16 protein-coding genes are annotated in these 14,874 nt (G+C 49.9%); 2 read left to right on the plus strand and 14 right to left on the minus strand.

Going from position 1 to position 14,874, the window contains the following annotated elements; translation table 11 throughout:
* Positions 1–30: 30 nt before the first annotated feature.
* From WCA10_RS10295 to WCA10_RS10315, 5 genes are all read right to left on the minus strand, one after another.
* The gene (locus WCA10_RS10295) at positions 31–1,104 is read right to left on the minus strand and encodes a tyrosine-type recombinase/integrase (protein ID WP_472822425.1); all 1,074 of its coding nucleotides are present in this window, start codon (positions 1,102–1,104) and stop codon (positions 31–33) included.
* Between the two features lie 427 nt (positions 1,105–1,531).
* The gene (locus WCA10_RS10300) at positions 1,532–2,950 is read right to left on the minus strand and encodes a hypothetical protein (protein WP_472822426.1); all 1,419 of its coding nucleotides are present in this window, start codon (positions 2,948–2,950) and stop codon (positions 1,532–1,534) included.
* A 50-nt stretch (positions 2,951–3,000) separates the two neighbouring features.
* A complete protein-coding gene (locus WCA10_RS10305; RefSeq protein WP_472822427.1) occupies positions 3,001–3,255 on the minus strand; it encodes a hypothetical protein in 255 nt (84 codons plus the stop codon).
* Between the two features lie 271 nt (positions 3,256–3,526).
* Positions 3,527–3,949: a hypothetical protein gene (locus WCA10_RS10310; RefSeq protein ID WP_472822428.1), complete on the minus strand. Its 423-nt coding sequence runs from the start codon at positions 3,947–3,949 to the stop codon at positions 3,527–3,529.
* A 40-nt stretch (positions 3,950–3,989) separates the two neighbouring features.
* A complete protein-coding gene (locus WCA10_RS10315; RefSeq protein ID WP_472822429.1) occupies positions 3,990–4,385 on the minus strand; it encodes a hypothetical protein in 396 nt (131 codons plus the stop codon).
* Between the two features lie 138 nt (positions 4,386–4,523).
* On the opposite strand from WCA10_RS10315, the gene WCA10_RS10320 reads away from it, so the two are divergent.
* On the plus strand, positions 4,524–5,792 hold the full coding sequence (locus WCA10_RS10320; RefSeq protein WP_472822430.1) for a hypothetical protein: 1,269 nt from the start codon (positions 4,524–4,526) through the stop codon (positions 5,790–5,792).
* Between the two features lie 105 nt (positions 5,793–5,897).
* On the opposite strand, the gene WCA10_RS10325 is transcribed toward WCA10_RS10320, so the two are convergent.
* From WCA10_RS10325 to WCA10_RS10360, 8 genes are all read right to left on the minus strand, one after another.
* The gene (locus WCA10_RS10325) at positions 5,898–6,056 is read right to left on the minus strand and encodes a hypothetical protein (RefSeq protein ID WP_472822431.1); all 159 of its coding nucleotides are present in this window, start codon (positions 6,054–6,056) and stop codon (positions 5,898–5,900) included.
* 301 nt (positions 6,057–6,357) lie between these two features.
* Positions 6,358–7,062 carry a hypothetical protein gene (locus tag WCA10_RS10330; protein WP_472822432.1) on the minus strand — a complete coding sequence of 235 codons (705 nt, stop codon included), beginning with the start codon at positions 7,060–7,062 and terminating at the stop codon, positions 6,358–6,360.
* 492 nt (positions 7,063–7,554) lie between these two features.
* Positions 7,555–7,851 (minus strand): hypothetical protein, encoded by a 297-nt coding sequence (locus tag WCA10_RS10335; protein ID WP_472822433.1) that lies wholly within the window; start codon positions 7,849–7,851, stop codon positions 7,555–7,557.
* Between the two features lie 522 nt (positions 7,852–8,373).
* Positions 8,374–8,766 (minus strand): hypothetical protein, encoded by a 393-nt coding sequence (locus WCA10_RS10340; RefSeq protein WP_472822434.1) that lies wholly within the window; start codon positions 8,764–8,766, stop codon positions 8,374–8,376.
* 293 nt (positions 8,767–9,059) lie between these two features.
* Complete coding sequence (locus tag WCA10_RS10345; RefSeq protein ID WP_472822435.1) at positions 9,060–10,190, minus strand: AAA family ATPase; 1,131 nt, start codon at positions 10,188–10,190, stop codon at positions 9,060–9,062.
* Positions 10,191–10,687: 497 nt separating this feature from the next.
* Positions 10,688–10,987, minus strand: a complete 300-nt coding sequence (locus WCA10_RS10350) for a hypothetical protein (RefSeq protein WP_472822436.1) — start codon at positions 10,985–10,987, stop codon at positions 10,688–10,690.
* Complete coding sequence (locus WCA10_RS10355) at positions 10,968–11,276, minus strand: hypothetical protein (protein WP_472822437.1); 309 nt, start codon at positions 11,274–11,276, stop codon at positions 10,968–10,970. The genes WCA10_RS10350 and WCA10_RS10355 overlap by 20 nt, the downstream gene beginning before the upstream one ends.
* 345 nt (positions 11,277–11,621) lie before the next feature.
* Positions 11,622–12,299: a recombinase family protein gene (locus tag WCA10_RS10360; protein WP_472822438.1), complete on the minus strand. Its 678-nt coding sequence runs from the start codon at positions 12,297–12,299 to the stop codon at positions 11,622–11,624.
* A 337-nt stretch (positions 12,300–12,636) separates the two neighbouring features.
* On the opposite strand from WCA10_RS10360, the gene WCA10_RS10365 reads away from it, so the two are divergent.
* Positions 12,637–13,641, plus strand: a complete 1,005-nt coding sequence (locus tag WCA10_RS10365; RefSeq protein ID WP_472822439.1) for a hypothetical protein — start codon at positions 12,637–12,639, stop codon at positions 13,639–13,641.
* Between the two features lie 232 nt (positions 13,642–13,873).
* Here WCA10_RS10365 and WCA10_RS10370 read toward each other — a convergent pair whose 3' ends face one another.
* Positions 13,874–14,818: a hypothetical protein gene (locus WCA10_RS10370; RefSeq protein WP_472822440.1), complete on the minus strand. Its 945-nt coding sequence runs from the start codon at positions 14,816–14,818 to the stop codon at positions 13,874–13,876.
* Positions 14,819–14,874 lie beyond the last annotated feature (56 nt).

Genomic DNA, 14,874 nt, shown 5'->3' on the forward strand with positions numbered 1-14,874 from the left:
CATGTTGGTTAGTCCCAACAATTGTTAATTTTACAGCGCCCCCGCCGAAGCTGCAAACGCGGGCAAATTGGGACCATTGGGACCACCCGGCAATTTCTCTGCCAAATTTCCCTGTGCAAAAGCCCCGTTGAACAGAGCCACTTCTGACGCAATCCGTTGACGGAAATCGTCGTTGAAATGGGTGTAAATGGATGTTGTCTTGAGAGATGAGTGTCCAACCCAGTCTTTAACCAAATCTCCCGGAACCCCGCTCGCTTGGAGCACTGAAACGCGACCATGCCGGAAGGCGTGTAATCCTGCCGTTGCCAAACTCAGGCTCTTAAGAATCTGATTCAGCTTGCGCCTCACATTCCCCTTACAAAACGGTGTTCCATTCCGAGTAGCAAAGACTCTCCCACTTGCGCGTCCTGCCAGATGAGCGGTCAGAATTTCGACTAACGCGGGTTCGATATTGACCACCCGATACCCCCGCTTGGTTTTGACAGTGCCTTCCTGTCCATTCCAGACGCTTCGACGGATGAATATTCTTCCCGTCCTCAGGTCTAAGTCTTCAACGTGTAATCCGAATGCCTCACCGCAACGCATACCAGTTCCCGCCAATGTTGCAAACAGAGCCTTCCATTGACCTTTGGCAGCGAATACGACTTGGCGCATTTCATCAGGGCTAAGACACCGTTGCTCTCGGACTGGAATCTCTGGCAAACGGAGGTCCCAATCACTGCAAGCCTTCTTCCCAACAATCTGCTTCAGAACTCCAATGATGTTTTGAATTGTTTTGGGGCTGAGTCTCTTGCTTACTCCGTTGGGCCAAACGTATTCTGTACGGCTCAAATCGGAAATGAACTCCTGAACTCGCCTCTCGTCAATCGCATTCATCGGAAGAGAACCAAAACGAGGAATCAGGTATTTGTCCAAGTGGCTTCCCATTGTTTCTTGGCAAGACGGCTTGAACATGGACAGCCTATTCTCTTTCCACCATGCAGCTTCAGAAGCAAAGGTCTTGACTGCTGCTTCGGATTCGACACGCTCAAGATGAGAATCATCATTCAAACCCATCTCTTGCAGAATCGCTCGGAGCTTTCTCTTCGCTTCAGTCTTTTTCATCGTTGTGACGGAGCCGAGTGGGACTGACGTTCTACGCCGCTCTTCCATACCGGGAATATCGACGTAATAGCGCCCGTGCCACATTTGGCCCTTACGGACTACTGTTCCACTCTGTCCGGATCGGAACGACATGCTTTTCTTCCGTTTCCGATTCGGTGTCGATTGGGGGAGTATAGCATCAGCGTTCGCGCTGTTGATTCCTGTGGCTTGCTGAGGTTCTGTCTCTAATTGAGATATTTTTCCATCGTCTAACACCTTCTACCTATAGGTGCCGTACCGCGCGTCACGGGGCATTATGCGGCAGAGTGGCGTTAATATGGCTGAGAAGCCTGCTCTGACTCAATTCACTTCTATTGTAACATTAAATCTCTGTAAAGTCAAGATAAATATAGGGTTGTATTCATTTGAAACGTAATGAATACGCGACCTAAAGTTTCGAGGCCGACTTTTGACGACTCCCATCAACCACTTGAAAACTCAATTCGATATTCCTGCTCTTTGCTAGAACCTCTACACGTTTCGGAAGTTCTCGCTCTCGCTGGACTGAACCCGCATTGTCTTTATACCGAATTGCCAAGAAGGTCCCGTTTCTTACTTCATCGCTCCTCATGTATGACGGAAGCTGTTTCTCCAGCCCGTTCCAAAACGCGCCATTGTGCAGCTTCTTCACTTCCAAATGAGCACGTCTGCTGTATCCATTTGAGAATTTGAAGTCAACAGGTCCTCTGCCTAGATTCACTTCCGCATCAAGCGAAATATTGTTTGCACGACAGTAGCTCTGAGCTATTCCTCTGAAGAGCAATTGGGCTGCGTGTTCAGGTTTGTCTTTCCCCGTCAAATCCCAAAGTAGATACCATCCGCCTTGCTCCTCAACGAATAATTTGAACCGTGCGATGACTTGTTGAATAACAGCATTGAATGCGCGCTCGTCTTTCGGAGGTGCAATGACCATTGGGTTTTGACTCACATAGGAACGGGTAACCTCATCCCATTTCCAAACTCCGAGCGGGTCATTTGCAAAGTCGTAACCATTTTGAGGAGTCTTCTCTCGCTCGGTGCTCCACTCTCGAACAAGACCGGGATGCTTGTTCGCAATTTCAATTATCGATTTCTTATCAACCTTTCCCATAATCTCGTAATTCACGTCGTCACGAAGCATTGCGGTCTCATAGAAGTTCCACCAGTCATAGGCATTGAGTGTTGGCAGATCGCGAAGGAAACGTCGTGGAACGAGCAGAAGGGGTCCACTCTTAAAGGGATTAGTAGGCAGATTCATAATCTCTACTGCCCACAACAACCGCTGCGAATCGAAGCCACTCGCGAAAAGTGTGTGCGGCTCCACCGGGACCTTGTACTTTGCAGCAATGTCTTGAGTGTACTGAATGAGCATTGACTTGAGAATCGTGCAAGCGATGTCAGAGATGCGATCTGGGCCAATCCCTTCATTGAGCACACCAAGTTCTTCAAAGTGGCTAGGATGGGAAATCCCACGTCTGATTGCATCTTCAATGGCAAGCGCAATCGATCTGGCATATGTCATGCCACCGCCAGCCCCCTTTGTCCCCCTAGCTGTATATCCAAGGCAAAGCTCATGCGGTTCATGAAACGTCAACAGGCGCAGCGCTTTCTTATACGACAAGCTCTCGCGATTCGAGCTTTGCGCAATCAATGTGAAAGCAACATCAAAGTGTTTGATAAGCGTGGAATGTGCAGTCTTCCAGAAGCCCTCTTTCTCTTTGAAGATCAGAAAAGGGTCAACGAAGAGTTGAGTGTCAGCATCAAGAATCGGATCGAACCAGTCATCATTCGCTGTGACGTTTATTTGAAATTGGCCGCTAAAGAGCATTGGGACCCCAAATCACCGCTGATTGAGTCTGTCGGAAAGCTAGCAACACCTTACTTAATCCTCTTCACGAGAATCGTCTCGTTCTCGTCTTCGACCTTCAATTTGCATCCACCGCCAGCGGCATAGATGGTCACTTCAGGCATGTACGCATAGGAGTACGTGTACGAATACTCGGACTGCTGCCAGATTTGGCCATTCGACAACTTAAAGATTGTTTCACCCTCCCATCCTTCAAAGTCGCCGTCGATTGTGGTCTCTATCGCGGGAGTGCAACCGCTATGCACCGTGTTTATGGTTGAAGGCACTTTAGACGTAGCCTGCAATACGTGCGCAGTATATCGGTTCAACCATCTATCCAATGCCGCTCGCTGTAGGGGAGTAAGAGAGCCGATCCCCGATTCAACGAATTCATCGTTCGTCATAACAGAGGACATCTTGAGACTCTGATACTGTTGCGCGGTCAACGCGCAGACCGCAACAAAGAGTAAAGGCGCAACTCCGATCAGAAAAGGTTTTGAGAAGCTGCCAAGCGTAAACTTCCGAATTCTCATTGGGAGGCCTTCCTATTCTTGCTGCTCATTGCTTATGGTCCCAATTGCTCACAACATCATTATCGAGCGTGATGCGCAGAGCGTAGCGATTCACGCCGCGTGGATTGTACTTCCACACTTCGCGTTTCAACGTCTTCAGGAGCTTCCGGTCCACACCATGCGGATTCCCGAGAGAGTCCATTAGCTGCTCTGCCGTCTGTCCCTGCCAATAACGATGATTGAAGATGTGGTCAACAATCGTCGGGTCACCGTATTTGCTCGTCAGGAATTCAATACGCTTCTTTTGTTTCTGTTTGGAATGCAGCACTATCAGAACAATGATTCCGACGATTACAGCAATGGGGAACACGAACCCGACTGAATCACGAATTGCCAGGAATGCCCACACAATTACCGCAAGCAGTATCAGAATGCCAAAAGCGCTATTCTGTCCCTTCCGTCTAGCCATGTACCTCTCGCCAAAGATGCTGTGAAGGTGGATCAGGCAATCAGTTGCCTCTTGGCCTGTCCAGAACGCCTAGAATTTTGTACGTTTCAGATTGCATCTTCTTGCCGTCTAAGCTGACTGGCCAAATGAGCCTTGCATTATCTCCGTGGAATTCAGCTTGGATGCTTTCGACAATTGGCATCCGGCAACTCCTCCGATTCCCCACAGAACCAGCGAAGTGTTCCGCGAATTTGCTCTCGCAATTGACGACGGCCAGCCGTCCGTCTGGAAGTTCAAGCGTCAGGGTTGCACCATGGACCGTGAAGGACTTACCGACGGCTATATTGTTGTAAACCGCTGCATAGTCGTATTGGTCTTCCTTGTCCTGCTGATTGACAATCTTAACGCTCAACTTTTGCGCTGAAGCATATGCTCCAAACAGGGCAATCAGACACACTGCACATTTTCGGTACATTGGCAGGTTCCTCTTTCGCTGGGTTGGGGGAATTGTACGGCGAATCCAAAGTCTTTGTCTCGCCCGACATCACAGACGAATCACCTGAAGTAACTTAGACCATCCTGCCCCGAGGACTAAATGCTTTATGAGGGCGATCCTCTTGGGTATCGTTCTACAATTACTTTGATACCTCAATTGGAAAATCGGATGAGACGCCTAATCTGGATAAGAGTTCGAAGGCGAGTGGTCATTACTGCGCTTCGCTGGTGGAGAGCCTATTTCGCGCTGGCATTCGCTCGCCGGTTCGCATTTGCTTCAATTCCGTTCTTCATTATTATCACCTTAGCCATTTGGCATTTCCGGGGAGCAATTCATGTCCCCAAAACGGGGACTGATGCATGGATAGACATCTTTCTCGGGACCGTTCTACTAGCGATTGTGCCATTTGCGATGGCAGCTTACGGCGGACATATTGCAGCGGAGAGTATTCCAGAACCGAAAAGACGACGAAAAGTTAAGCTGATGTTTTGGGGAGCATGCGTTCTAGGAGTCCTGTTTGCCTTTGTACAGCAATATCGGGCCGTCAATCAGGACGCGGAAACCAAATCCAAGACAGGGCAAGTCGAAGGGGCGATTCTGGGACAGCTTCAGAGTTTGCATGAACAAGGCCCCATTCTTACGCCCGAACAAGTTGAGGCAAATAGACGCGAAAACATTCTGGCAATGCTTAGGGGCGAATACATCCTTCAGCACGATAATGTTTCTGCGGGAATTATAGAGGGGACGGAGGCTCTTCCTTCTGATTGGGTCGATGTGAGATTGAAAGACCTTAGAGAACAATGGACGGTAGCGGAGTCCCCAAGGAAGGCAAGTCAACCAGCCGAACAAAAAAGCTACATCAGTTGGTCTGGCGCACCGTCATTTGGACGGATGAAGCTTGGTGGAGATGCACATTTTCAGGTAGGAGACTTGTTTGGGTTTAATGTGGATTACATAAACAAAGGACCCAATGCGGTAGAAGTGACGTCCCAGTGCCAATCTGTATTTGTGGAACCAGATGACTCAGCGGAGGCGGAAAAGCGCGTCGTTACAGAATTCAAGAATTTCTGCGCCGCATGGGTGAAAGTTCAACCCCACGGAAAAAGCACAATGACTCCCGGTCTGGCGCTGTGGGTCTCAGCATTTGCACCGGAACAATCGTCAGCCGAGCCTACTTTTCCAAGACCGATTAGACGCATCACCCAAGATGATTTAGACAAACTGAAGAGTGCTCGGGAATTCGCATTCGTAGTAGCCGAAATTAACTACATCGACAACGGAAAGAACCGACAACTTCGTATGTGCTCTTGGTTGCAGCCGCCTGCGGACCCGCCGGGGATTTGGCATTACTGCGGTATCTTCAACTGACCTTGCGTGACTTTGCAAAGTGCGTTCGTTTTGTGAGAGCCGTTGACGTTCAGCGAGTGAGCTTACCGCTGTAGGCGCTGTCAACGGCTGGAGGAGTGCGCCGTCTTACGCTCGATAAATTGACGCGGTAGCATCGTAGGTCCAATTCCCCGTGTAGCGTCCGCCAAACGTTCCTGCACTGATGACGCCTTGGCCGTTATGGGAGAAGCGAACACTTTGCGTGATGTTAAAGCCGTTCACCACGTCGGTCCCTTGGCAAGTCACTCCCTCTAATGAATGGCTGTTTGCTCCGGTTGCGCCGTCATGCGAATACGAGACGGATAGCGCGGGGACTCTGGAATCGGCGGGAGGGTTCCCGACTACGGTGATGGATATGATGACTAGATAATCGCCAGCAACGCATTGCGTCGCCAGAATTGCAGGCCTGTCTTGATTGAGGCTAATGGTTGATTGGGCTGCCAATGTCCCGGATGGACTGTCGGCAGGAATCTTTACTGCTATTCCGGGTTGTGGATTGTTGGAATATCTTTGTGGGTATTCTTGCGTTAATGACATAGTTCTCCTTTTACAACTTCAGAAAGTTGACGCGAGTCAATGCAGGCGTAGGAACATTGAAGACTTTCTTGAATGTTTCCGCGCTCATGCGGTCTACTTCCACTTGCGTGTATTCACGCGGCTTGCCCGTATCCGGGTCGATGCCTTTGAACGTCTGCTGTGTCTCTCGCCTGTGCGCAATAGGCTCTTTGTGCCAAGCAGGAAGACGCGGCAGGTTCTCCAAGTCCTCCAATGGCTCAGGAGCGACAGCAGGCGCAGCGACAGGCTCAGGAGCGGAGACAGGCTCTTCAAAGAGACCGCTTGCTTTGAGGGACAGGAAGGCCGCTTTGTACATGCGCCTGTCGATTATCGGAATCCCGCGATTCGTGAAATATGAAAGCAGGGTTTCAATATTCTCCTGAGTCCCATTCCAACCAAGCGGGGTGCATTCCTCATAGAACGCTCTTGCCTCTGAACGATTGAATGCTTCGATTTCTTCGTCGGTATTAAATACGCGGCTGAAAAGGTCGTCTGGGATGTACGGAGTTTCTTCGTACCCAAGAGATAGCTTTCGTTGCGCCTCAATCAGTTTTCCTGCGTTCCGTGATATCTCTTGCAGCAACTGCGCTTCTTTAATCGGACGCTCTAGACGCTCTGCAATTTCGGCTTGCTCCTTGCGGTCCTGCTCAATAAATTCTATGTACTCACGTCTTGCTCTATCAGTTCTAAACCCCATACGTTCTCCTCATTCGTTCACGCTCGCTGGCTTCTAAACCCGCTACCAGCGCGTCTGCTTCTCTCTGCTTTTCGGCTTTGATAACCGGAGCCATGATTCTTGCTTTCTGCGAATCATTCAGCATTTGAAACTCTGACCAAGTTCCGATCTTCATTTCCGGGTGACCCCATTCACGCATCTCTCGCACGTACCGCTTGTATTCGTCCGATACGTTCGAGGTGGGGACGGGGACAGGTACGGGAGCCGGTTTCCCAATCTCAGGCTCAGGCGCAATCTGCTTCCTTGGTGCCTGCACCCTTCCCAGTTGGCACGACACGTTCTTACATCGGTAATCCCCCTGCGTCAATTTGTGATGTTGCTCTATGGTTCTTGTGGAGCAGACTTCGCAGACAACAGCCCATCTGACGGGGTTCCGTCCTTGAAAGCTCTCCACCCTCACTGTTCCGAATTTCCTGCCGGTAAGGTCGGCAAAGCCTCCCATTCGTTCTATTGTCATTGGTTCCATTCCTCCCGTTCTTTCTGCTCTGCAAGAATCTCAGTCACGTTCACGCCGTTAATGACGAACGGAAAGAGCCTTGCTGCTTCTGGTGTATTGTTCACAATGTCCTCAAGGCTGACGGCTCCCTGTGCCGATGGAAGCAGGTACGGCGTTCTTGTATGGCCACAACTCAAGTACACCGTGTCACTGTCGTTTTCCTGCCATGCTTCACTCAGCTTTTCAGCATCGCGGCAAACTGCGCAGAGCATCCTGTTGGCTCTTCTTCGGCCAATTCTTATTTGCTTTTTCATTTCTTGCTCCTAACGAAGTACAGCCATGGAGCAAGCCGTCTGCGTTCAAACTCCCGTCCTACCTTCTGTACGACATCAACACGGATACCAAGGGAAAAAGACAGGTCCACGGGAGCGGTACCTGCAATTTCCCTCAGCATGGCGTCGAAGCAATCTTCCTGTTGTTCTGTGTGTAAAGACGCTCGGACAGCCTTCTCAATGTCTGCGCAATGTTCCGCTCTGAAGAACAAACCAAGAGGCTTTCTAGCATCTGGGTCCGGGTTGTAGGCTGGTATGTTCCCGATATTTATGAGAAAGTAATGTTCGAGATAGCATTCTAGCGTTGCAATGAAGAGTGAACTGAAATCTTTCGAAACATCTTTGGGCCTGCGGCCTCTCTTAGCATTTCGTGACATTCCCTTCCTGTTCGTTCTATCTATAAAAACGTATTGAATACGTTTGGTCGTCCGTGGGAATCTACGCTCCCTTGCTTTTGTTGTTGCTACTACCTTAAGAGCGCCAGAATGCCTACCGGGGACACTTTTATTCGTCCTCTTCCATCTCCGCTCTGATACAAGCCATCTCTTCAGGAGTGAGCGCTTCGCAGAATTTTCCTAGTTCATGCGGACGCTTTTCAATAATGCTATGGCGACGTTTTGTCTTTTTAATGTGATTGAGCGTGTGTCTCCGTGCGAATGCGCGTAGCCGGGCCTTCAAGGTCGCTGTTGCTGTCGTACCGGGCTGTTGGAGCTTGTCTGCGTATCCGCCTCGTATGAGGGCCAAGAGAACGTCTGAATACAGGTCATTCTCGTCTACTGATGCGTCTAGAAATCGGCGTTTCTGATTGAGAATTGCGCGAATGGTGGTCTTTAGAGGACCACAGTAATTTTGGTGAACCATCTCTAGAAATAAGTTTGCTTCGATTGCTTCTGTCATTGCTCCTTTCCTTTGGATTTACTTCCACTGCTTACTACCTACTACTAGTCTCCGCAACATTGTGAACAGCGAATCCGCACTTGCTCCCCTGAATCCTGCTCATAACGGCAGAGGTAAACTTAGAGATGTGCTCTTCAGTCATTTGCCCATTGAGCTTCCGAAACTTAATTGCAGCTTGCGCTAAGGCCTCTCGGACCGTCTCATTTCCGAATCGAGTTAACCAAATTGCAAGTTGCTGTTTCGATGGAGCGGGAACATTGCTGTCGAACATGATTGTCCACAATTCCTGTAGTTCACTGATAGTGCTTTGAATCGTTTCCATGATTCTCCTCCGGTAGAAACTTCGAAGTGAAGTCGTGCATTTGCAGAGCATCGCGGTCAAGCTTAACTGTGTACGGGTCCAAGGATGAGCCTTTCAATCCGCTATCCTTCAATACGCCAGTTTGGATGAGGTTCGATAGCGCCTCAATCTTTTTTGCGTCCTTGCCTCCTACGTTCTCCAAGACAAACTTGTACAAGGCTCGGTCATCGGGTTGTGCCGAGATGTATGCGATGATGCGTTCGTCCATGCTGGCTTTTCGCTTCTTCTCCGCATTTATCTTTTGGGCTTCGCTCCACTTTGAAAAGTCACCACCCAAAGAGAAGTCCTTAACAACATCGCACCCTTCGGAGTTCACCACGACGGCGGCAAGGATGGTCGGAGCAAGCGGCCTGCCCATTCGACATTCGGCAGTGATGACCCGCTTTCCCCCTTCCTGATAAATAGCAACGTTTGAATCGAACTCACCACGGAGGGCGCTACTTCCCAACATGCTGTCGAAGAAGTCATCCCCCGTTGTTTTCTTTGCATGGAGTAGACAGAGGAAACTCACTTGGTGGAAGTCCGCCCGAAGCTGTTTCAGGTGGTCAAATACTTTGAGCCATGGCGCATACTCGTTCCTGTCCCGAACTCTGCCGAACTTCGCAAAAGTATCGACGACAATGAGCTTGATGCCGGGATGGTCTTTGAGGACTTGGCGAAGCGCACTAATGTTGTGTTCCATCTTCGACGACACGGAATCAATCACATGAATCGCTTCATCGGCCTCTGGGTTCCAGTCCAATACTTTGAGGCAGTTTTCAACGTGCTGGATAGGGTCTTCGGCAGAGATTAGTAAAACCTCTCCCCGCTGCGTTTCCCGTCCGAGGAACGGCTTTCCCTTGGCTACACACACTGCGGCGTACCGAGAGATGGAGCTTTTTGAATGTTTGGGTTTTGCAACCAGTGCGGCAAGTCCGCCTTGAGTGAGCAGACCTTCAATCAGAAACTTTGCTTTGGGGGCATCGGGGTTGCTGAACGGCTTGATGACGGTGAATCTAAATTCTTCCTGTATTTGCGTCTGAGCGCTACTAGGCGTAGCTGTTTCAATGTTCGAATTGTCCATGTTCTCCTTGTTTTAATTTTGTGCTGCTCGTACTTGTACTACTCGTCGTTTTACTCATTCCCCGCCGTGGTCCTAGAGGGAGGGTAACTGTCCATCAGGGAATTCTTGGCTTCGACTCCCAGAAAAACAGCGGGAAAGGGAAAAAAGGAAATTAGAGGAGGAAAGAAACAAAAAATAATTAATTCCTATATCTTCTCTCCATGTCTGTTTATCTACCTTCGTTTTTCTTTTTTCCTTTTTCCCACTCTATTTTTCTCCCCTTCCGTCTGGACAACCGAACCTGACGGTAACGGAGCCGACCCTTAGGACCACAGCCGGGAATGCAGAGTCGTCTAGCTCTAAACAACCTTCACATTATACCAAAAAGATTGGCGGTTGTCAAGATAAATCATTAACCATGTTATAGATGCAGGCTTACATAAAAACCTTTTACAGTAAGTCATCTTTCAAGCTCACTTAGCAGTTATCAACATCTATCGCCATTAATATGCGCCTCCTTATTTCACTTCTTTCTTCGTTAACTTCTCAGGATGGTAGAGCCGGTAGAGCATTCTCCGAGTCATTACCATCGACTCCTCAAATGCTAGTTCGTCCTCCCAGTGAAAGAATGGGTCGTAACGGAGCTTGCGTTCGTCTGCCGTGATTGGATGGAGGGCAAGATTGCATAGCTCTTGTAGCTCCTCTGGGTCTTCCGGGTGTACGTGGGGTAGGGCCAGTTGTGCTAGTTGGTGTGCGGTGGATTGTGGCTCTAGTGAGGCCAGTTCCTTTTCCATGGCTTTAATTGATTTCTGTTTCATTTGTCTCCTGTTGTGTCAATGCTTCAATGCGACGGCGCAAGTAGGCACGTCTATTGCTCGCCTTTCGTTTTGCTCTCTTAGCTTCCATGCGCTCGAATACCTGCTGTCGTGCCAGTCCGATCTGAGCGGTCACTTTCGATGGAGTAGGCAAGGACGTAACGCCTTCGCTCACCCAGACCCCATCTATCGCGCACAAGATGCGCGCTGCCTCAGTTGCAATGAAGGCATTCTTTACTTTGAGTAATGGGACCATGCTGTCCCTGATTGTTTTCTTGGTTGTGTTGTTCAATGGTTGTCTCCTCTTAAGTAAGAGCGCGACATCAGCACCATTCAGTATTTATTTTGTGGGCACGGAGGAGCGTATTTAGTACGCGGCATCAGGGAACAAGGGCGGGGATAAAGAGAGGGTTGGTTTGGCCGGGTCCCTTCTGCTCAAATCGCTGATGGGGTAGGCGGACCCCCACGGCACCCCGAAAAGATAGGGTTGGTTTGGGTGGGACCCTATCGACTTTAAAGGCTGATTGCAGAGCCTACAGAGCCGCTAGGGCGCATCGGGAGGACATGAAGCAGGCAAGGGATCGGAGAATTCCCTACAGGGCAACTGCACGTAAATGGAGGATGCCCGGTCACCATCCTAGCTCGCCTTCAATACTCGCTGAACCTGAACGGCAGACCATTCGCCACCACGGGGAGCGGGTGTTCCGTCCTTATTCAATGCAGCCGCGATCTGACGCAGCGAAACGGCACCTTGTTTCTGCTTTTCCTGAATGACTGGGAGCACATCGGCGCGATATTTGGCTGCGCTCTCACGGCGTTTTTTAAGGGATGCTTTCTGGCCCTTAGGACCAATGTCAGACGAATTCCCTCGAAGCCCTCCTAGGCGCGTACCACGAGCCTTGCAAGCGGCTAGAGCAACCTTTGTACGCGCTGATATGGCCTTGGCTTCTCCCTCTGCTACAGCCGCGAGGATGTGAACTACCATGTCATTCACCTGAGGCAAATCCACTGCCACGAACTTGACTCCCGACGCCATCAAAGCCGAGATAAATTCGACATTACGCGCAAGTCGGTCTAGCTTCGCTACCAGCAAGGTTGCTCTATGCAGACGGCAGAGCGATAGAGCCTGTGCGAGCTTTGGCCGGTCACGGTCACTGCGCTTGCCGGATTCCACTTCTACCACTTCCTGTATGAGCTTCCAGTTCCCACCATTCAGATATTCGGTAACGGCCTTTCTCTGTGCTTCCAATCCAAGTCCACTCTTGCCCTGCCTCTGCGTTGAAACCCTGAGATAGCCAACAAATTTGCCGGTCATAGGCCCTCCAAACCGAGTGTTACGTGTACAGCATCGAACATTGCTGTAAATGTAACATACTAGGAAAGGGAATTCAACATTACCAATGTGCAGGTTTTGATGGTATTTAGTACGTTTCCGGGTCCTGTCAGTGCAGATTAGCCGATTTCGACGTAAGGGCGGCTTAGGCGTGGTCTAGGGCCGATGGGACAGGAAAGCACAAACGTAAACAATACGCAAAGAGTTTTCTGGCCTCCCTGCCACTGCTCAGTGTTCTTTGGTAGTTGGTACTCCGCTCGATCTGAGGAAGGGAAGCGTAAACAATACGCAGGAAACCGCACGGCATATATTGAATCCTATGGATGAACTCACGCTTAAGGCTCTCATTGGGACTCTCCAATCATCCGAGGATTCGCTTGGTTTCTGGTTCCACCTTTCATCTGCCTTGGTGGTTGTAGGCGTTATTGCCGAGACCGCATTCGTAATCCAGGAATATTGGGATGATTTAGAAAGTTGGAAGCGCGGAATCGTACGCGTTCCAGATAGACCTCACAGGTCATGGTTCGCAGCGGAATTGGTGGGAGTCGCACTTGTAGCCGTTGGGGTCACGGGCGAGCTTTTCGTTGATATAGAGGCAAGCTCGCTTGAAACACAAATCAGAAATGCCAACGCACGGCTTGTGTTTCTGTTGGAGCAGAGAATTAGTGGGGTTGCGGAATCAGCGCAGAATACTGCTGGCGCGGCGAGAACTGCACAGGCGTCTGCGGATGCAGCAAAGGACGACCTCGACCAAATACACAAAAGGGTCGGGGTGTTGAATAGAGACATTGATGCCCAAGGCCCAAGATGGAGATTACTTTTCAAGGCAGCGCCAGCATTGATTGAGGAACTCTCTCCGTTTTCCGGGCAACAGGTGTTACTAGCGGTTTCTGGATCGCAATCCACCATGGAACCGGAGACGGGCAACACTTGGGGGGACATAGCGGGAATTCTCAATGCGGATGGTGCGAAATGGAACGTTGAACGGGGCGGTTTAGTTTTTCTGGAACGGTGGGCGTCTGAACAGGGCATAAAAATTGTCGTAAATTCAGCCGCTCCTTCTAGAACGCAGAATGCGGCGCGGGCTTTGAGCGAAGGATTATCTAGAGCGCTGCCTCCGTCGCCAGACAAAATGCTTGTCAGAATCAACCCAGATTTTGCAACTCAGCCTTGGAACCGTCAGTGGGTTGATGACAAAGAGAACCCTGTGATGTGGGTTCTTAACGATCCTGACTTAATCGTCGTGACCATTGGGCGGCACCCCCAGCAACAAGAGAACGAGCCGAACAACAGAACGATTAAAAAAAGATTCGGTGCACGTTGATGTGCGAGATTTGTATACTTTAAAATATGACGCTCGACACAATTCTCAATTCCATTGATTCCGAAATCGCACGGCTCAAGCAGGCCCGTGCATTGCTCTCAAACCTTACGAGCAAGAAGGGCGCTGCACCAGTCCGCAAACGTCGCAAGATGAGTGCAGCTGCTCGAAAGAGGATTGGAGATGCTCAGCGGAAGCGTTGGGCGAAGCGGAAGTCAAAAGCTTCTTAGTGAAATCATTCCGTTTTGAGCTCTTCCAGCTTCCTGTCCAATGCCTTTTCGCAGTCTGCCTGAGTAAAGAGATGTGCGGGTGTCTTGTTGGTGGCAGCTGGCCCGCCTGACCCATCGTTAAGGTAATCCGAGTACGGTTGCTCAATCACATCACCACTCAGTGCATTGACCTTTGTCGTGACAGCGTTGTTTATTCCATCCTTTGAGCAGCTAAAAATCGAATTGTCGCCCATAATCCCTATGCTGCCACCCTGAAGGGTGTAAGAGCTTGCACTGTTGACGGCCTTGCACTCCGGCTTATCGGACGAAGTTGTAGGGTAGTCAACCACGACTACACTGTTGCTCTTGAAATCAACCGTCAGTCGATGCCCCAAAGGACATTTGTTCAAGTTATCGTCATCGTTATCAGCAACAATATTCCCCGAAGTCCACGAGGATACTTTGTATTCAACTAAGTTGGCCGATACCAACCCACCGAATATTGATGCTTGACTCTCTTTGCAGAGCCGTTCGTCACGGTCACAACGGAGGTTCACAGCGATGTTCGATACCAATTTCTTGCCGGGGCTGTCATCCATCTCTTTCCAGTAGCCTTCCGCCGATGCGTGGGCAAATCGCCCGTATTCGTAGTGGCTTACTTGCAGGGGATATGGGGATTTTATGAGTTTAGGTGCATTTAAGAATCCGTGAGTAATGTCGAGAACCTCATATTGCCAATACTTGTCGTCTGACTTCACTTGAATCTGAACGCACGTCTTGAGCGATGGGCTGAAAAAGGATTCAAGACGGGAATAGGCTTGAGTCTTGTCGAGGCTCACCTGACCCCTGCTAGTGCAGTATTTGTTCAACTCCTGCAACAGCTCGTTTGACGAGTACACACCGGACTTGCAGGATGAAATGAAGAAGGAGAATGCAGCGAACGATATCGTTGAAGCACGCTTGAAGTTCATTTTCTAAACCTCTGGTGTCCGGGTCCAGAATCAGTTACCTTCAACCCGCGCACGAT

It is taken from the genome of Occallatibacter sp., assembly GCF_049582745.1.
Taxonomy (GTDB): Bacteria; Acidobacteriota; Terriglobia; order Terriglobales; family Acidobacteriaceae; genus Telmatobacter.

Coding starts and splice junctions, on each gene's coding strand:
- WCA10_RS10295 (WP_472822425.1), bottom strand. CDS start 1,104: ATGAAAAAGACTGAAGCGAAGAGAAAGCTCCGAGCGATTCTGCAAGAG.
- WCA10_RS10300 (WP_472822426.1), bottom strand. CDS start 2,950: ATGCTCTTTAGCGGCCAATTTCAAATAAACGTCACAGCGAATGATGAC.
- WCA10_RS10310 (WP_472822428.1), bottom strand. CDS start 3,949: ATGGCTAGACGGAAGGGACAGAATAGCGCTTTTGGCATTCTGATACTG.
- WCA10_RS10320 (WP_472822430.1), top strand. CDS start 4,524: ATGCTTTATGAGGGCGATCCTCTTGGGTATCGTTCTACAATTACTTTG.
- WCA10_RS10330 (WP_472822432.1), bottom strand. CDS start 7,062: ATGGGGTTTAGAACTGATAGAGCAAGACGTGAGTACATAGAATTTATT.
- WCA10_RS10335 (WP_472822433.1), bottom strand. CDS start 7,851: ATGAAAAAGCAAATAAGAATTGGCCGAAGAAGAGCCAACAGGATGCTC.
- WCA10_RS10340 (WP_472822434.1), bottom strand. CDS start 8,766: ATGACAGAAGCAATCGAAGCAAACTTATTTCTAGAGATGGTTCACCAA.
- WCA10_RS10345 (WP_472822435.1), bottom strand. CDS start 10,190: ATGGACAATTCGAACATTGAAACAGCTACGCCTAGTAGCGCTCAGACG.
- WCA10_RS10350 (WP_472822436.1), bottom strand. CDS start 10,987: ATGAAACAGAAATCAATTAAAGCCATGGAAAAGGAACTGGCCTCACTA.
- WCA10_RS10360 (WP_472822438.1), bottom strand. CDS start 12,299: ATGACCGGCAAATTTGTTGGCTATCTCAGGGTTTCAACGCAGAGGCAG.
- WCA10_RS10365 (WP_472822439.1), top strand. CDS start 12,637: ATGGATGAACTCACGCTTAAGGCTCTCATTGGGACTCTCCAATCATCC.
- WCA10_RS10370 (WP_472822440.1), bottom strand. CDS start 14,818: ATGAACTTCAAGCGTGCTTCAACGATATCGTTCGCTGCATTCTCCTTC.